The 15,980-nt window shown below is 73.4% G+C and carries 13 protein-coding genes; 5 read left to right on the top strand and 8 right to left on the bottom strand.

The window, feature by feature from the left end; translation table 11 throughout:
- Positions 1 to 24: 24 nt before the first annotated feature.
- Genes ABD269_RS09845 through ABD269_RS09835 form a run of 3 tightly spaced genes read right to left on the bottom strand, consistent with a single transcriptional unit; the run spans position 25 to position 3,670 of the window.
- The gene (locus tag ABD269_RS09845; RefSeq protein ID WP_344117385.1) at positions 25 to 2,190 is read right to left on the bottom strand and encodes a xanthine dehydrogenase family protein molybdopterin-binding subunit; all 2,166 of its coding nucleotides are present in this window, start codon (positions 2,188 to 2,190) and stop codon (positions 25 to 27) included.
- On the bottom strand, positions 2,187 to 3,179 hold the full coding sequence (locus tag ABD269_RS09840) for an FAD binding domain-containing protein (RefSeq protein WP_344117384.1): 993 nt from the start codon (positions 3,177 to 3,179) through the stop codon (positions 2,187 to 2,189). Before ABD269_RS09840 ends, ABD269_RS09845 begins: the two co-directional genes overlap by 4 nt.
- A gap of 2 nt (positions 3,180 to 3,181) precedes the next feature.
- Positions 3,182 to 3,670, bottom strand: a complete 489-nt coding sequence (locus ABD269_RS09835) for a (2Fe-2S)-binding protein (protein WP_344117383.1) — start codon at positions 3,668 to 3,670, stop codon at positions 3,182 to 3,184.
- Positions 3,671 to 3,922: 252 nt separating this feature from the next.
- Between ABD269_RS09835 and ABD269_RS09830 the strand changes: the two genes are divergently transcribed.
- The 4 genes from ABD269_RS09830 to ABD269_RS09815 all read left to right on the top strand — a co-directional run bounded on the left by ABD269_RS09830 (position 3,923) and on the right by ABD269_RS09815 (position 11,087).
- Positions 3,923 to 7,906 carry a Pls/PosA family non-ribosomal peptide synthetase gene (locus ABD269_RS09830; RefSeq protein ID WP_344117382.1) on the top strand — a complete coding sequence of 1,328 codons (3,984 nt, stop codon included), beginning with the start codon at positions 3,923 to 3,925 and terminating at the stop codon, positions 7,904 to 7,906.
- 32 nt (positions 7,907 to 7,938) lie between these two features.
- Positions 7,939 to 8,694 carry a BPL-N domain-containing protein gene (locus ABD269_RS09825; protein ID WP_344117381.1) on the top strand — a complete coding sequence of 252 codons (756 nt, stop codon included), beginning with the start codon at positions 7,939 to 7,941 and terminating at the stop codon, positions 8,692 to 8,694.
- A 130-nt stretch (positions 8,695 to 8,824) separates the two neighbouring features.
- On the top strand, positions 8,825 to 9,607 hold the full coding sequence (locus tag ABD269_RS09820) for a maleylpyruvate isomerase family mycothiol-dependent enzyme (protein WP_344117380.1): 783 nt from the start codon (positions 8,825 to 8,827) through the stop codon (positions 9,605 to 9,607).
- A 52-nt stretch (positions 9,608 to 9,659) separates the two neighbouring features.
- Positions 9,660 to 11,087, top strand: coding sequence for a M1 family metallopeptidase (locus ABD269_RS09815; protein ID WP_425572865.1), 1,428 nt, complete (start codon positions 9,660 to 9,662; stop codon positions 11,085 to 11,087).
- Here ABD269_RS09815 and ABD269_RS09810 read toward each other — a convergent pair.
- The gene (locus ABD269_RS09810; RefSeq protein ID WP_344117379.1) at positions 11,054 to 11,809 is read right to left on the bottom strand and encodes a class I SAM-dependent methyltransferase; all 756 of its coding nucleotides are present in this window, start codon (positions 11,807 to 11,809) and stop codon (positions 11,054 to 11,056) included. The two genes, ABD269_RS09815 and ABD269_RS09810, sit on opposite strands and share 34 nt — an antisense overlap.
- A 192-nt stretch (positions 11,810 to 12,001) precedes the next feature.
- On the opposite strand from ABD269_RS09810, the gene ABD269_RS09805 reads away from it, so the two are divergent.
- Positions 12,002 to 12,925 (top strand): ATP-grasp domain-containing protein, encoded by a 924-nt coding sequence (locus ABD269_RS09805; RefSeq protein WP_344117378.1) that lies wholly within the window; start codon positions 12,002 to 12,004, stop codon positions 12,923 to 12,925.
- A gap of 9 nt (positions 12,926 to 12,934) precedes the next feature.
- Here the strand turns inward: ABD269_RS09805 and ABD269_RS09800 are convergent, their stop codons facing one another.
- From ABD269_RS09800 to ABD269_RS09785, 4 genes are all read right to left on the bottom strand, one after another.
- Positions 12,935 to 13,681 carry a class I SAM-dependent methyltransferase gene (locus ABD269_RS09800; RefSeq protein ID WP_344117377.1) on the bottom strand — a complete coding sequence of 249 codons (747 nt, stop codon included), beginning with the start codon at positions 13,679 to 13,681 and terminating at the stop codon, positions 12,935 to 12,937.
- A gap of 153 nt (positions 13,682 to 13,834) precedes the next feature.
- Positions 13,835 to 14,545 (bottom strand): GNAT family N-acetyltransferase, encoded by a 711-nt coding sequence (locus tag ABD269_RS09795; RefSeq protein ID WP_344117376.1) that lies wholly within the window; start codon positions 14,543 to 14,545, stop codon positions 13,835 to 13,837.
- A gap of 203 nt (positions 14,546 to 14,748) precedes the next feature.
- Positions 14,749 to 15,297 carry a hypothetical protein gene (locus tag ABD269_RS09790; RefSeq protein WP_344117375.1) on the bottom strand — a complete coding sequence of 183 codons (549 nt, stop codon included), beginning with the start codon at positions 15,295 to 15,297 and terminating at the stop codon, positions 14,749 to 14,751.
- A 166-nt stretch (positions 15,298 to 15,463) separates the two neighbouring features.
- Positions 15,464 to 15,980: aminotransferase class V-fold PLP-dependent enzyme (locus tag ABD269_RS09785; RefSeq protein ID WP_344117374.1), on the bottom strand; the 517-nt coding region annotated here is incomplete at its 5' end.

Below are 15,980 nucleotides of genomic sequence, written 5' to 3'. Positions count from 1 at the left end.
CGGCGAGTGAGGAGACACAGCGCGTCAGCGCGGTGGCAGGACGTCGTCGACGAGCACGGGAAGCTCGCGCACCCGTATCCCCGTCGCGTGCCGCACCGCGTTCGCCACCGCCGCCGCCGTGCCGACCACGCCGATCTCACCCACCCCCTTTGCCCCGAGGGGGTTGACCACCTCGTCCGTCTCGTCGACCGTCTCCACGGTCACCTCGCCGATGTCGGCGTTGCAGGCGATGTGGTAGCCGCCGAGATCGGTGTTGGTGAACCGGGCGAGGGCCGGGTCCACCTGCGTCTCCTCCAGCAGCGCGTGACCCGCGCCCCAGATCATGCCGCCCGCCAACTGGCTCCTGACCGTACGGGGGTTGATGATCCGTCCGCAGGCGAAGACGCCGACCATCCGGCCGAGCCGTATGCGGCGCGTTCCAGGGTCGACGAGGACCTCCACGAACTGGGCGCCGTGGCTGAACATCGCATGGGTGGCGCTGACCGCGCCCGCCTGCGCGAATCCGCGCGCTTCGGCGTCCAGTCCCCGGCGGGCCGCCTCGGCGTCGAGTTCTGGCGGCGCCCACGCCGCCTCGGCCTCCAGCACCCCGCCGGGCGGATCGGCGACGGTGCCCGTCGCCGGGAGCCGGTCGCGCACGGCCCGGGCCGCGGCCCGCACGGCCGAGCCCGCCGACCCGGTGGTCATGGAGCCCGCGGACATCGGCCCGGCGGGCAGGCCGCTGTCGCCCAGCCGGACGGTCACGCCGGTGACCGGCAGGCCCAGTTCCTGTGCGGCGATCTGGGCCAGCACGGTGTACGCGCCGGTGCCCAAGTCGTGTGCGGCGACGAGGACTTCCGCGCGGCCGCCGGCGGTGAGCCGCACGCGGGCACGGGAGGGGGTCCGGAGGACGGGGTAGCAGGAGGACGCGCACCCCCAGCCGATCAGCAGACCGTCGCGGTCGCGCATGGAGCCCGGCCGGGGGTCGCGCCGGGACCAGCCGAAGAGCTCGGCGCCGCGCCGCCGGCACGCCTCCATCGAGCGGCTGCTGAAGGGCAGTCCGGTGACGGGGTCCCGCGCGGGTTCGTTGCGCAGCCGCAGTTCGAGCGGGTCCGTGCCCAGGGCTTCGGCGAGTTCGTCCAGCGCGCTCTCCAGCGCGAAGGCGGCGGGGAACTCCGCGGGGGCCCGCATGAAACCGGGTGTGTTGACGTCCGTGGGCACGACGTACTCGCGGGTGCTGATGTTCGGGGAGGTGTAGAGCCGGGCTGTGGACTCGGCCCCGGGCAGCGGCAGGACGTCGGCCCGGGAGTTCTGCCACCAGGTGTGGTGCTCGTAGCCGAGCAGGCGGCCGTCCCGCGCGGCGCCGAGCCGGACCCGGTGGCGCGTCTGCGGGCGGAACGATCCGACGGTGAACATCTGCTCCCGCGGCACGATCAGCTTCACCGGCCGCCCCAGGCTGCGCGCGGCGGCCGCCACGAGGACCGTGTGCCAGAGCACCGACGCCTTGCAGCCGAAGCCACCGCCGACGTACGGGCTGAGGACCCGTACGCTCCCGACCGGCAGGCCGAACATCAGGGCCAGGGCGGCCCGGGTGCTCTGGACGGACTGGGACGGCACGTGCGCCGTCAGCACGCCGTCGCACCACGCCGCGGTGGTGGAGTACAGCTCGATGGGGTTGTGGTGCATCGCGGGCGTGGTGTACTCCGCCTCGACGACGAACGGCGCCTCGGCCAGCGCCCGTTCGGTGTCCCCGACCTCGATCGACAGGTCCTCGCACAGCCGGGCGCCGGCCATCTCCTCCGCCAGCGTGGCGTGGGCGGGCCGGGGCTCGTACTCCGCCGTGACGCGGTGCGCGGCCTCCTCCGCCGCCTCCACCGAGTCGGCGACGACGAGGGCGACGATCTGGCCCGTGTAGTGGATCTCGTCGGAGGCCAGCGGATTGACGCTGGACTGGAACTCCTCGCCGGCGCCGAGGAACCCACCGGGCGGCAGCTTCGCCTCGGGGCTGCGGTGGGTGATCACCAGCCGTACGCCGGGCACGGCCTCGGCGGCCGCCGTGTCGAGGGCGACGATACGGCCGCGGGCGACGGTGCCGGTGACGAGCGCGGCGTGGGCGGCGTCCGGCTCGGGGACGTCGGCCGCGTAGCGCACGGCGCCGGTGACCTTGGCGAGCGCGTCCGCGCGCACCACGGGAGCTCCCACGACGTCCTTCACCGGTGCCGCTCCTTCCGACTCGCGATCATGAGGGCTTCGGCCACGACGCGCGGGCCGAGGCGCAGTTTGACGGCGTTCCCGCCGAGGGCGCGCGCACCGGCGAAGGCGGCCCGCCCGGCGCGGCGCGCGGCCGCCCCGGTCAGCGGGCGGCCGGTCAGCTCGGCCTCCGCCTCCCTGCTGCGCCAGGGGCGGGTGGCGACTCCGCCGACCGCGATCCGCGCGTCCACCACGGTGTCGCCGGCCATTTCCAGGGCGACGGCGGCCGAGGCGACGGCGAAGGCGTAGCTCGCCCGGTCCCGCACCTTGAGGAAGGTGGAGCGGCGGCCCGCCGGGGTGGCGCGCACGGTGATCGCGGTGACGATCTCGCCGGGGCGCAGCACCGTCTCCCGGTCGGGGCGGTCGCCGTAGGGCCGGTGCAGCTGCTCGAAGGGCAGGGTGCGGCGGCCTTCGGGGGACACGAGCTCGATCTCGGTGTCGAGGGCGGCGAGCGCGGTGCCCCAGTCCCCCGGATAGACGGCGACACAGGCGTCGGACGCGCCCAGCACGGCGTGTTCGCGGTTGACGCCGGTGAGAGCGGCGCAACCGGTGCCCGGTGCGCGCTTGTTGCAGGGCGAGACGCCGTCGCGGAAATAGGCGCACCGCGTGCGCTGCAGGATGTTCCCGCCGACGGTCGCCACGTTGCGCAACTGCTGCGAGGCGGCCTGCCGCAGGCTTTCGGTGAGCACGGGGTGGTCCCGTGCCAGGTCCGGGTCCTCCGCCACGTCGGCCATCCTGGCGAGGGCGCCGAAGCGGAGTACGGGGCCGCGGGTGTCGGTCGTGCGGAGCTCGGCGAGGCCGCCGAGGTCGACGAGGCGCCGGGGCCGCATGATGTCGAGCCGCATCAGGTCGACGAGGGTGGTGCCGCCGGCGAGGACGGCGACGCCGGGTTCGCGGGCGGCCCGTACCGCTTCGTCGAGGGATCCGGCGCGGCTGTAGGCGAAGGGGCGCACGGCTACATCTCCTCGGCGGCCGCGGCGACGGCGGCGACGATGTTCGGGTAGGCGGCGCAGCGGCACAGGTTGCCGCTCATGTACTCGCGGATCTCGTCGTCGGTGCGCGCGTGGCCTTCGCGTACGCAGGCGTCGGCCGACATGATCTGGCCGGGGGTGCAGTAGCCGCACTGGAGGGCGTCGTACTCGATGAAGGCGCGCTGGACGGGGTGCAGGGCCTCGCCCGCCAGCCCTTCGACGGTGACGACGTCACTGCCGGCCGCGGTGACGGCCAGGATCAGGCAGGAGAGCACGCGCCGCCCGTCGAGGTGCACGGTGCAGGCGCCGCAAGTGCCGTGATTGCAGCCGGGTTTGGCGCCGGTCAGGTTCAGGTGGCCGCGGAGCAGGTCGAGGAGGGTCGTGCGCGGGTCCGCGGGCAGGTCGTGGTGCTGTCCGTTGACACGTAATCGGAGCGGAGGGGTGGCGGGGCGTCCGCCCTCCGTGGGGTCCATGACATCTCCCGTATGGGTGGGGCGCGTTGGGTCGCCTCGGGCCCATCAGGCTGTCATGAACGGTGCGTTGCGGCTAGGGACGTGCTTGGGGGATCGGGGTGCGCGATTCAGCCCGTGGGGGCACCTCCCAGCGGTAGCTGGGGGAATTTGAGGACGCTCCCGGAGGGAGCTCCCGCCGCAGGCGGCAACGGTGGGACGGCCGGAGGTCCGCCCAGGGATGCGATCACCCGTGATCGGCGCTGCCATGGAAGCATGGCCACCTTCAGGCCGGTCACAGGCGCGGGGCGACTGCACCTCGTGTTCGAGTCCGCCTGCGACCGCTCGCCGTCGGCCACGGCGCTGGAGTGCGAGCGGCACAGGCTGACCTACGCCGAGCTCGACGCCCGCGCCAACCGGCTCGCGCACCACCTCCGCGGCCTCGGCATCGGCCCGGGGTCGCGGGTCGCGCTCCTGGTGCCGCGGTCGGTGGAGATGTACGCGTCCCTGCTGGGGGTGGGCAAGGCCGGTGCGACGTTCGTGCCGATCGATCCGGACTCCCCACCGGACCGGGTCGCCTACATCACCGAGGACGCCGACGTCGACCTGGTGCTGACCGCGTCCGATGCCGCGCAGGGGACCGCGGGGCTCGCCCGCCGCGTGCTCGGCCTCGACGCGTGCGCGCGGGAGCTCGCAGCGGCACCCCGCACTCGCCTGCCGCCGGGCCGGGAGGAGGACGACCCGCTCGCATACATCATGTACACCTCCGGTTCGAGCGGCAGACCCAAGGGCGTGCAGATCACCCAGTCGAGCATCTGCAACTTCCTGCGCGTCGTCCCCGGGCTGTACGACGTACGGCCCGAGGACCGGGTCCATCAGGGCATGACGATCTCCTTCGACTTCTCCATCGAGGAGATCTGGCCGACGTGGGCGGTCGGCGCGACGCTCGTCGCGGGCCCGTCCGGCTCGGGGCGGTTCGGCGCCGAGCTCGCGGACTGGCTGGAGGAGCGCGGGATCACGGTGCTGTACTGCGTGCCGACGCTGCTGGCGACGATCCCCCGCGACCTGCCGCGCCTGCGCGGCATCATGGTCGGCGGCGAGGCGTGCCCGGCCCGGCTCGTGGAGCGGTGGAGCAGGCCGGGGCGACGCATCCTCAACACCTACGGGCCGACCGAGGCCACCGTCACGGCGACCTGCGGGGAGCTGCTGCCGGGCCGGCCCGTGACCATCGGCAGACCACTGCCCACCTACACGGTGGTGCTGCTCGACGAGCGGCGCGTGCCCGTGCCCGACGGCGCGGTCGGGGAGATCTGTGTCGGCGGCCCCGGTGTCGCCCGTGGTTACGTCGGGCGGCCGGAGCTGACCGCCGACCGGTTCGTCGAGCACCCGCTGGCCCCGGGGGGCGGCAGGCTCTACCGCACGGGCGACCTGGGCCGCAGGGCCGCGGACGGGGAGTTCGAGTACCTGGGCCGGGCCGACGCCGAGGTGAAGGTGCGGGGGCACCGGGTCGACCTCGGCGAGATCGACAACGTGCTGCTGGAGGACCCCGGCGTGGCCGAGGCGGCCACCACTCTGGTGCCCGCGCCGGGCGCCGAGGGCGGCACCGGCGAGCTGTCCGCCTACGTGGTGCGCTCGGTGGACGGTTCGGACACGGACGAGGCGCTCGTCTCCCGGCTGCACGAGCACGCGCGGCGCAGGCTGCCCGCCTATATGGTGCCGTCCTTCCTCGACATCCTCGCCGAGCTGCCCGCCATGCCGAGCGGCAAGGTGGACCGGCGGCGGCTGCCCGCGCCGACCGGCCGCCGCCTGGCAGGCGGCGGCCAAGTGGTGGCACCACAAGGCGAGTTGGAGGAGCAGGTACGGGACGCCTGGGCCGAGGCATTCGGCGTCGGGCCCGCGTCGCTGTCGGCGGAGGCGGACTTCTTCACCGATCTCGGCGGCCACTCCCTGCTCGCGGCGCGCGTCGTGTCGCTGCTGCGCGGCCGGGGCATCGGCACGCCGACCCTGCGCGACCTCTACGCCAACCCGACGGTGCGCGGCCTCGCGGCCCTGCTGGGCACGGCGCCGGACACCGCGCAGCCTGCCGGGCCGCCACGGCCGGAGCCGATCCGCCACGGCGGCGGCCGGATCGCGGCCGCGGGGGCGGTCCAGGCGGGGGTGATCTATCTGCTGCTGCTCTCCTTCACACTGCCGCTGGCCTGGGTGCTCGACCGGAACGGGGGCCAGCTCTCCTTCCGGTCGTCCGTGCAGGCCGGGGTCGGCGTGCTGATCAGCTATTTCTGTGTGCGCTGGATCGTGCCGGTCGTGCTCGCGCGCCCGCTGGCGGCGGGCATCCGGCCGGGCCGCTACCGGCTGTGGGGCATGACGTACCTCCGGCTGTGGGCGCTGGGCCTGCTGCTGAGCGTCAGCCCGCTGCCGGTGCTGAGCGGTTCGCCCATGATGGCCGCGTATCTGCGCCTGCTCGGCGCGCGCGTCGGGCCCCGTACCACGATCGCCACGAACGCCGTGGCCGTGCCCGCGCTGCTGCGCATCGGCGGGGATTCCTCGGTCGGTTACGGCGCCACCCTGCGGCCGTGGCGGGTGGCGGACGGGTGGGTGACGGTCGCGCCGATCGAGATCGGCCCGCGGTGCTACGTGGGCGCCAACGCGGTGCTCGAACCCGGCGCCCGCATGGAGGCCGGGTCGGGGCTCGGCGAGCAGTCGGTGATCGGCCAGGGCGAGGCGATCCCCTCCGGCGCGCGCTGGGCAGGGTCGCCGCCGGGCCCGACCGACGCGCTGGCCCCCGAGGTGGAGGCCATGCTGCGCGCCGACGGCGACGTGGGCCAGTGGCGGCCGCGCCACTTCGCCGCGGCGCTGCTGGGTCTCACGGCCCTGGAGACCGTCGTGCCGGCGGTGATCATGCCGGGCCTGGTGCTGGTCTGGTGGGCCCTGCTGGCCTGGGACAGCTGGGCGGCGCTCCTCGTCTCGGCGCTGTCGGGCCCGGTGTACGTGCTGACCGTGTGCTGCGTGGTCGCCGTGGGCAAGCGGCTGGTCCTGCCGACGGTGCCGGTCGGTGTCCGCCCGCTGCGGTCCGCGCTGGGCGTGCGCAAGTGGATGGCGGACAAGCTGCTGGAGTTCAGCCTGACGTTCACCAACTCGCTCTACGCCACGCTCTACACCGTGCCGTGGCTGCGGCTCCTCGGCGCGCGGATCGGCCGGGGCGCCGAGGTCTCCACCGCCGCGCACCTGGACCCGGACCTGCTCACCCTCGGCGACGGCAGCTTCGTCGCGGACATGGCCAGCGTCGGCGCCGCCTCCTTCGCGGCCGGGCGGGTCTCGTTCGGGCCCACCGAGGTGGGCCGGCGGGCGTTCGTCGGCAATGCCGCGTTCGTACCGGCGGGCACCCGGACGGGCCCGGGTTCCCTGGTCGGCGTGGGCACCGTACCGCCGCTGGACGGCGTGCCCGCGGGCACCTCGTGGCTGGGGTCGCCCGCGATCCACCTGCCGGTGCGCCAGAGCAGCGGTTCGTTCCCCGAGGACCTGACGTTCGCGCCGACCCGGAAGGCGGTGCGCCGGCGGCTGGGCATCGAGTTCTTCCGCGCCACCATGCCCGCCTCCGTGCTGGGCACGAGCGCCTTCCTGTACGTGCTGACGCTGTCCGACGTGGTCCGCCTGCCGGGCCTGGCGCTTCCCGTCCTCGCGTCGCCGGTCCTGCTGATGAGCGCGGGGCTCGCGGTGATCGCGTACTGCGCGGTGGTCAAGCGCCTGGTCGCCGGGGTCTACCGGCCGCGGGTCGAGCCGCTGTGGAGCTGGTTCGTACGGCGTACGGAGTTCGTGACCGGCCTCTTCGAGGCGGCCGCCGTACCGGCCGGGGTGGGCACCCTGACCGGGACCCCGTTCCTGCCGCCGGTGCTGCGCTGGTTCGGCGCCCGCATCGGCAGGCGCACCTGGATCAGCACCACCTACCTCACCGAGTTCGACCTGGTGGACATCGGCGACGACGCCGCGGTGGGCACCGGCGTATCGTTGCAGACACACCTGTTCGAAGACCGTGTCATGAAGATGTCGACGGTCACCGTCCAGGCGGGCACCAGCATCGGCACCCGGGCGATCGTGCTCTACGACGGTGTGGTCGGCGAGGGCGTCTGGCTCGACGCGCTGTCGCTGCTGATGAAGGGCGAGTACCTCTCGCCGGGCACGAGTTGGCGCGGCATCCCGGCCCAGGGCGTGAACCACCGGGACGCCCGCCGTGAGCCCGCGCCCGGACCCCGCCGCCGGTAGCCGCCGCTTCGGCACGGGGCGATGAGGCACTCATGGCACCCAACGGCATCCTCGACTCGCTCCGCCGGGCCTTCGGCACCCGGAGCACCCCCGACCGCGCTCCCGGCCACGCCCCCGTCCCGGCCGCCGGGCAGCGCCCGCTGGCGCTGGTCTACCGCGGACCGGCCACCCTGCCCGGCTGCCCCGAAGCGGTGGCCGAGCTGCTCGCCGCCGGGCCGTGGGACCTGGACATCCGCTACACCGGCCCGCGCGAGGCGGTGCCCCTGTCGGCCGAATCGCTGGCGCGGGCCTGGGTGTACGCCCAGCCGGGCGGCGGCACGCTGTCCCACGCCTTCCGGCACCTCAGGCGGCAGCGCGACGCGATCCGCGGTTACGTCCACGGCGGCGGCCGCTATCTGGGCTTCTGCCTCGGCGGCTATCTGGCCGGGGCCACCCCGGGGTTCGGCCTGCTGCCCGGCGACACCGACCAGTACATCGGCTCGCCGGGCGCCACGGTCCACGACGAGAGCAACACCCTGGTCGACGTGGACTGGCGCGGCCTGCGGCGCACCCTGTTCTTCCAGGACGGCCCGCAGTTCCTGCTCGACAGCGGCGCGGACGCGACGGTCCTGGCCACCTACACCAACGGCACGGTCGCCGCGCTCGTCACCCCGTTCGGCGCGGGCCGCGTCGGGGTCGTGGGGCCGCACCCGGAGGCCACCGACGACTGGTACACCGACGTCGGCCTCCCGGTCCACCGCACCCACGACCTGGGACTCGACCTCGCGGGCGCGGTGCTGGAGGGATGACCGCGCCGCGGAGGCGACCCGGGCGGTCCCGGGCGTGAGGGCTCCCCGGGCCTGTGGCAGGCTGCGCGCAGAGGCCCGGCCCGTCGGAACGCCGGGTCGAAGGCTCAGGAAAGCGCGGCAAAATATGGATATGTCGAATCATTCGGGCCGGGCATCCGCCCCCGCCGTCCACCGCGAGGCGATCGCGGCGGACACCGCGCGGATGGTGGCCATGGTCAAGGGCGCGAACCTGGCAACGCCGGTGCCCGGCTGCCCCGGCTGGACGCTCGCCGACCTCGTCAAGCACACCGGCAGCGTGCAGCGCTGGTTCTCCGCCCTCCTGCGCCAGTGCGTCCAGGAACGGCCGCAGAGCCGTGACGTGGAGCTGGATCTCCCGGACCGCGAGGACGGCTACGCCGATTGGCTCACCGCGAGCGCCGACGTGGCGGCGAGCGCGTTCACGACCGTCGACGCGGATGCGCCGATGTGGGCGTGGGGCGCCGATCAGCACGCCAGGTTCTGGGTGCGGCGGATGATGATCGAGACGCTGGTCCACCGCACGGACGCGGAAGCCGCCGCCGGCGTCCCGTCCGTGATCGACAGCGCCCTCGCCACGGACGCCGTGGACGAGTTCCTGGTCAACCTGCCGTACGCGGCCTTCTTCGCCCCCAAGGTGGCCGACCTGCGGGGCGACGGCGAGACCCTGCGCTTCCACAGCACCGACACCGGCGGCGACTGGCTGGTCCGCCTGCGCCCCGACGGCTTCGGGCTCGAACCGGACGCGGCCGACGCGCACGCCGACGCCACCGTCCAGGGCACCGCGGCGGACCTGCTGCTGCTCGTGTACGGCCGCCGGGACCGCTCCTCGGACGCCTTCGAGGTGTCCGGGAACGAGGACCTGCTGACACGCTGGTTCGCCAACTCCGCGTTCTGAGGCGCCGGGACGGGCAGTGTCACGTCGGCGCCGACGACCGGAAGGAAGGTCCGTGAACGCTTTCCGTGGCACTCTCGTCTCCCTCACCACCGTGGTCGCCCTGACCGCCGCGACAGGGCCCGCCCCGGCGGGCCCGCCGCCCGACCCGCCCTCGGCCGGGGCCCCCGGCCTCGGTGACCCGTTCTTCCCCCTGGACGGCAACGGCGGTTACCACGCCCTGCACTACGGCCTCACCCTCGACTACACACCGGCCGACACCCATCTCGACGGTCGGGCGGTGGTCACCGCGCGCGCCACCCAGAACCTCTCCCGCTTCGACCTGGACCTGTCCGGGCTCACCGTCCGGTCCGTGCGGGTCGGCGCGGCGCCCGCCGCGTTCCACCGCGTCGGCCAGGAGCTGATCGTCACCCCGCGCACCCCGCTGCACCGCGGCGAGGTCTTCGACGTCACGGTGGCCTACGACGGCTCCCCGCAGGCGATCAACGTGCCCGGGGATCCGTACGACGGCTGGAACATCACCGACGACGGCGCCTTCGTGGCCGGCGAACCGCAGGGCAGCCGCACCTGGTTCCCGCTCAACAACCACCCGCTGGACAAGGCCGCGTTCGACTTCACCATCACCGTGCCCGAGGGCTACACCGCGGTCGCCAACGGCACGCTCGCCGGACAGCGCACCCGGCAGGGCCGCACCACCTTCCGCTGGCACAGCCCCGAGCCGATGGCGGGCTATCTCGCCACGGCCACCATCGGGAAGTTCAGCACCGACAGCTACCGCACGCCCTCGGGGCTGCCGGTCTTCACCGCGGTGGACCCGCGCGAGGCGGCCGCCTCGGCCCCTGTGCTCAAACGGCTGCCGGAGGTCGTCGACTGGGAGAGCCGGCTCTTCGGCCCCTACCCGTTCGGCGCCGCCGGCGCGATCGTGGACCACGCGCCACAGATCCCGTACACGGCCCTGGAGACGCAGACCAGACCGCTGTACGCCCACGCGCCCGAGATCGTCACGCTGGTGCACGAGACGGCGCACCAGTGGTTCGGGGACTCCGTCAGCCTCGCCCGGTGGCAGGACGTGTGGCTCAACGAGGGCTTCGCCACCTACGCGGAGTGGCTGTGGGCCGAGCAGCACGGCGGGATCCCCGCCCAGCAGGCGTTCGACGCCTATTGCGCCAAGCCGGCGAACGATCCCATATGGGCCTTCCCGCCCGCCGCCCCCGGCGACTTCAGCCACCTCTTCGACGCCCCCGTCTACGACCGCGGGGCGATGGCGCTGCACGCGGTCCGCACCGTCGTCGGCGACCGGGCGTTCTTCCGCCTGCTGCGCGCCTGGGCCGGGCGGCACCGCGACGGGCACGGCACGACCGAAGAGTTCACCTCCCTGGCCCGTACGGTCTCCCCCAGGGACCCGGGGCCCGCCCTCGCCACATGGCTGTACGGCAAGGGCAAGCCGGTTCAGTCCTGCTCGCCCGCCACGACGAGCCGGTAGCCGTAGTCGTACGTCCGCAGCGTGCGGAGGTGTCCGTACCGGGCGTCCCACGTACCGCGCGCGAGGTCGGTCCGCAGCCGCCGGACCCCGCGCGCGGCGGCCGCGGGCGGCAGCTGGGCGAGGATGGACATCCCCGCGCGGACGGCGGGGTCGAGGAACGCCTCCGGCCGGTTCCAGTAGGCGCCGACGAACCCGTCGGTGCAGTCGGCGGGCACCGGTACGGCCTCGACCGCCCATACGCTCAGGTGCTCTCCGATGTCGGCGACGGCGGGGGCGTGGGCCTCGCTGGGCAGCGCGAGCGTCTCGGGGAAGTAGCGGGTCAGCCAGAACCGGCGGCCGATCTCCGGTTCGGTCATGAGGATGACCTGCCGCCGGGCCACTCTGCGCAGCTCGGCCAGGCCCGCGGCCACGTCGTGCCACAGGTGCACGGTGAAGGTGGCGAGCGCCGCGTCGAAGGCGGTGTCGCCGAAGGGCAGGGCCTCCACCACGGCCCGTACGGCCGGGGCGGCGCCGGGCGGCCGCTGGGCCAGCATCGCCGCGGCGGGCTCGACCGCGACGACGGTGCGGTCGTCGGGCTCGTAATTGCCGGTCCCCGCTCCCACGTTGAGCAGGGTCCGGGCGCCCCGCAGAGCGCTGCGGACGCGTGCGGCGATGCGCGGGTCGGGGCGGCGCGTGCGGGCGTATCCCGGGCCGATGCTCTCGTAGAGCGTGCCGTCGGTCATGCCCGCCTCCCTCCCTGGGTCCGAAGGTCACCGTCGTTCGACGGCCGGGCGCGGGGCACCGTAGCCGGGGACGAGGCCGCCGAGAAGCCCCGGCGCCGCCCGACGGCCCTCTTTCGGCCGCGTGTTTCGAAACAGAGGTCCGGGGAGAGGTTCTTGCAGGTCCTTGGCGTTTGACGGAACGAAGGCAGGCAGATGGCGCAGTCGGTGATCCGCAATCCCGCCGATGTGTGGATGCTGGTGCGGGCGCACCCGATGCCCCTGAAGCGCTCGACCGGGGAACTGGCCGCCGCGCTCGGGGAGATCCACGGGCCGCGGTTCGCCGTCTGGCACACCGACGAGCTGCTCTTCGGCGTGCGCGAGGGGAGGCTGTTCCTGCGCACGCTGGCCGGCCTGGACGTGCCCGCGCCGAGCGTGGTCTGCGTGCGCCAGGTGCCCGGCACCCAGCACCACGACCGCGAGGTGACCCTCCTGCGGCACCTGGAGCGCATGGGCGCCGTGCTCCTCAACCCGCTGGAGGCCCAGCTCACGTGCCACAACAAGTTCTGGCAGCTGCAGGAGCTGGCCCTGGCCGGGCTGCCCGTGCCCGATTCCCTGTCGTACGCCACCGCTCCCCTACCGGGTGTCGTCCGCAGCGCCGCTCCCGACATGCCGTGCGTGGTCAAATCCGTCAACGGGCTGGGCGGCAACGGGGTGTTCCTCGCCCAGGACACCCGCATGCTGCACGACGTGGCCGGAAGCCTCGCGCAGGAGGTGCCCTACCTCTTCCAGGAGTACGTGGCCCCGTCCCACGGCCGTGACCTGCGCGTGGTCGTCGTGGACGGCGAGCCGGTCGCCGCGGAGGTGCGCACGTCCCGGGACGGGGCCCTCGCCTCCAACCTCGCGCGGGGCGGCCGCGCCGAACTCTGCCACGGCCGCTACCCCGAGGCCGAGGCGCTGGCGGTCCAGGCCGCCAAGAGCGTCGGCCTCGCCATCGCGGGGGTGGACCTCCTCTTCGGCGCCGACGACTCCTACACCGTCTGCGAGGTCAACGCCGTCCCGGCCTGGCGCCCGGCGATGACGGGGGTGGTCCCCGCCATCGCCGCGTGCGTGGCCCGGCATGCGGCCGCACGGAGATGAGGCCGGTGACTACCGGCGCACCGCGTGCAGTTTCCACATGGGGGCCAGCGCCCTGCCCGCGTCGTCGGTGCGCAGCGCACCGGGCTCGACACTGATACCCGCCTTCTCCAGGTCCGCCTGGTGTTCCTGGAGGTACTGACGCGTGAAGGCCGTGGCATAGTCCATGAGCTCGATCCCGCTGATCTGCCAGTGCTCGTCCAGGTGTGCGTGCAGGTCGTCCTGGGAGACGGTCATCACGGGCAGGCTGAAGCCGGGCCACGTGACGTCGGCGAAGCAGAAGAGGTGCAGCTGTGCGCCCGGGCGGGTCACGCGGTGCAGCGCAGCGGAGTACGCGGTGCGCTGGACGCCGTCGAGGCAGTGGTAGAGCGCGCTGTCGACGACGGTGTCGAATTGCTGCTGGACGCCGTCGAGGGTGGTGGCGTCGGCCTGGACGAACGTGACGTCGAGACCGCGGGAGGCGGCGCGCGCCCGCGCCTGCTCCAGCGCCCCGGACGCGGCGTCGAAGCCGGTCACCCGGTGGCCGCGCCCGGCGAGGTAGAGCGCGTTCTCGCCGAGCCCGCAGCCCGCGTCGAGGATGTCGCCGGACAGCCGCCCGCTCTCCTCGAGCGCGACCAGGACCGGCTGCGGTCCGTCGATGCCCCACGGCACCACGTCGAGGACGAAGCCGGTCCCCGGCAGCGCGGCTCCCCCTCGGTAGAAAGCGTTGAAGTCGATGTTTCCGGGGGAGAACGCCCCGTCGTCGGATCCGTTCGGCATGTGCGCCTCCATGGCCGGTGACTTCCGGGCACACGCGTGCCCGCGAACACCCCTCGGACTCTACGCCGCCAAGGACCCATATTTCAACGCCCGTTGAACCATGCGTGTATGCCGATCGGGGCAAGGTGACCACCGGCGCGCCGTGGACGGCCGTCAGCGCGGGCCGTCGCCGAACGGCAGGGGGAGGCGTCGCATGCGCAGCCGCGGGTGGCCCGGTTCGCCAAGGACGATGCCGGTGCCGGTCCAGCCCTCCTGGAAGGCGCGCTCCAGTTCGCCGGTGGCCGAGCATGCGACGGTCCTCTCCGGCAGGCCTCCGGGGGCCGCGGGCCATCGGGCCGGGCTGGGCCGGTAGAGCAGGAACCGCAGCCTGCCGCCGAACTTTCTTACAAGAGCTACGGGTTGGAAGCCCGCCTCCAGCAGTGTGCGCACACCGTGCGGATTGGCCGGTGAACTGGTGGCGAACAGATGCCGGATGTCGGCGTCCGCCAGCTCGGCGAGGGCGCGCGTGTTCATCAGCCGGGCCAGTCCGAAACCGCGCCACTCGGGCAGCACCGCGACGGTGTCCCAGTGACCGACGCGGTGGTACTCGGCCGGCGGCAGCGCGGTGTCCTTCGCCAGGTTGAACTCGCGATCGCGGGGGAAGTAGACGATCCGGTACGCGACGGTCTCACCGTCACGCACGACGCCGTAGCAACGGCCGCCGTCCGCAAGGCAGTACGCGATGAACTCGGGCGTGCTGGTCTGGAAGACGGACGGGTCGGGCAAGGCCGAGCCGACCCTCTCCTGGAGGTCGAGCAGCAGCCCGAGATCCCCGGGACCGAGCCGGCGGACGTCGAAGGTCATGCCGCTGTCGCCGGGCTTCACGTGTGGCGCCCCGGGCGGCGGCCGGGGATCGCCTCCTTCGACCTCGACGCCCCGTTGCCCATCACAGCTATGCGCATCACCCAACTCCCCCTGGAACCATGTGCAATGCAGCCCGACAGCACGCTAACCGCCCCCGGGTGCACAGGCAAGATCAAGAATGCGGAGCGCCGTGCTCAAGAAAGCACGGCGCTCCTTTCACAGCATCAGACGGTGATCTGGACCGCCTCCAGCCGGAGCGAGGCTCCCGTCGTGCCGACGGTCACCGAGTTGCCGCTCTGCCAGCCCATCCAGCCGTAGTTCTGCACATGGGCCTGGGCGCTCACCGAACCCGAGCGGGGGCTGAGCCAGAGGGCTTCCATGCGCCGCGACTCGCCCGTGGTGCCCACGGTGACGTTCTGCAGATCGCCGCCGCAGCGTATGCCCTGCCACCCGATGTCGGCGGCGTGTGCCTCCACACAGATCCCGCCGACACCGGACGTCGAGACCTCCAGCGCCTCGATGGCCCTGCTCTGCCCCGTGGTACCCGCCACCTGGCCGTTGCAGACGGGGCTCTGCCAGCCGATGCCGGCGACGTGGGCGCGGTAGCAGACCACGCGGCCGTCCGGTCTCGCCTGTGCGCCGCGCTCGCCCACCATGGCCTTCACCGCGTCGGCCGCGGTGCGCGCCGTCCCGGTGCTCCCCGCACGCTCCTGTGCGTGCGCCGTCCCCATGCCCGCCGTGCCGAGCACGGCCGCGACGGAGAGAGCGAGCATTGCCTTCGCGCTCCTGGTGACAAAGCCGTTCACAGCGGTTCCCTCCTGTTGACTGACTGGTCGTCACCATGTCTAGCGCGTCACGGTCCGGGACGTGACCGTGTGGACGGCAATGGCCGGGAAGGAACGGCGAACCGTCCATCCGAGGCCGTTCCATGACACACCGTCAGCCAAGGAAATCCGCGTCGAAGAAGTTCCGTACGTGCTCCAGGCCCTCGACCAGCGCGTCGACCTCGCCGGGGGTGGAGTACAGATAGAACGACGCTCGGGTGGTCGCGGGAATTCCGTACCGCAGGCAGACGGGCCGTGCGCAGTGGTGTCCCACGCGGACCGCGATGCCCTGTTCGTCCAGTACCTGGCCGACATCGTGGGGGTGGATGTCGCCGAGGGTGAAGGAGATCGTCGCTCCGCGGTCCTCGGCCGTGGTCGGGCCGATGATGCGCAGGTCGGGGACTTCCTGGAGCCTGCGGACCGCGTATTCGGTGATCGCGTGCTCGTGGCGGGCGATGTTGTCCATGCCGATCGAGGTGAGGTAGTCCACCGCGGCACCCAGGCCGACGGCCTGGGCGATCGGGGGCGTGCCGGCCTCGAACTTGTGCGGGGCGGGGGCATACGTCGAGGAGTGCATCGAGACGGTCTCGATCATCTCGCCGCCGCCGAGGAAGGGCGGGAGGTCTTCGAGG

This window comes from Streptomyces blastmyceticus, from assembly GCF_039521185.1.
Classification (GTDB): domain Bacteria; phylum Actinomycetota; class Actinomycetes; order Streptomycetales; family Streptomycetaceae; genus Streptomyces; species Streptomyces blastmyceticus.
The sequence above is the reverse complement of the archived record's forward strand: the minus strand, read 5'-3'. Positions and strand labels throughout refer to the sequence as shown.

Bases quoted from the DNA above. Each gene is read 5' to 3' on its own strand.
- ABD269_RS09810 (WP_344117379.1), bottom strand. From the start codon at position 11,809: ATGACCGACGGCACGCTCTACGAGAGCATCGGCCCGGGATACGCCCGC.
- ABD269_RS09830 (WP_344117382.1), top strand. From the start codon at position 3,923: ATGGCCACCTTCAGGCCGGTCACAGGCGCGGGGCGACTGCACCTCGTG.
- ABD269_RS09820 (WP_344117380.1), top strand. From the start codon at position 8,825: ATGTCGAATCATTCGGGCCGGGCATCCGCCCCCGCCGTCCACCGCGAG.
- ABD269_RS09805 (WP_344117378.1), top strand. From the start codon at position 12,002: ATGGCGCAGTCGGTGATCCGCAATCCCGCCGATGTGTGGATGCTGGTG.
- ABD269_RS09800 (WP_344117377.1), bottom strand. From the start codon at position 13,681: ATGCCGAACGGATCCGACGACGGGGCGTTCTCCCCCGGAAACATCGAC.
- ABD269_RS09825 (WP_344117381.1), top strand. From the start codon at position 7,939: ATGGCACCCAACGGCATCCTCGACTCGCTCCGCCGGGCCTTCGGCACC.
- ABD269_RS09790 (WP_344117375.1), bottom strand. From the start codon at position 15,297: ATGCTCGCTCTCTCCGTCGCGGCCGTGCTCGGCACGGCGGGCATGGGG.
- ABD269_RS09835 (WP_344117383.1), bottom strand. From the start codon at position 3,670: ATGGACCCCACGGAGGGCGGACGCCCCGCCACCCCTCCGCTCCGATTA.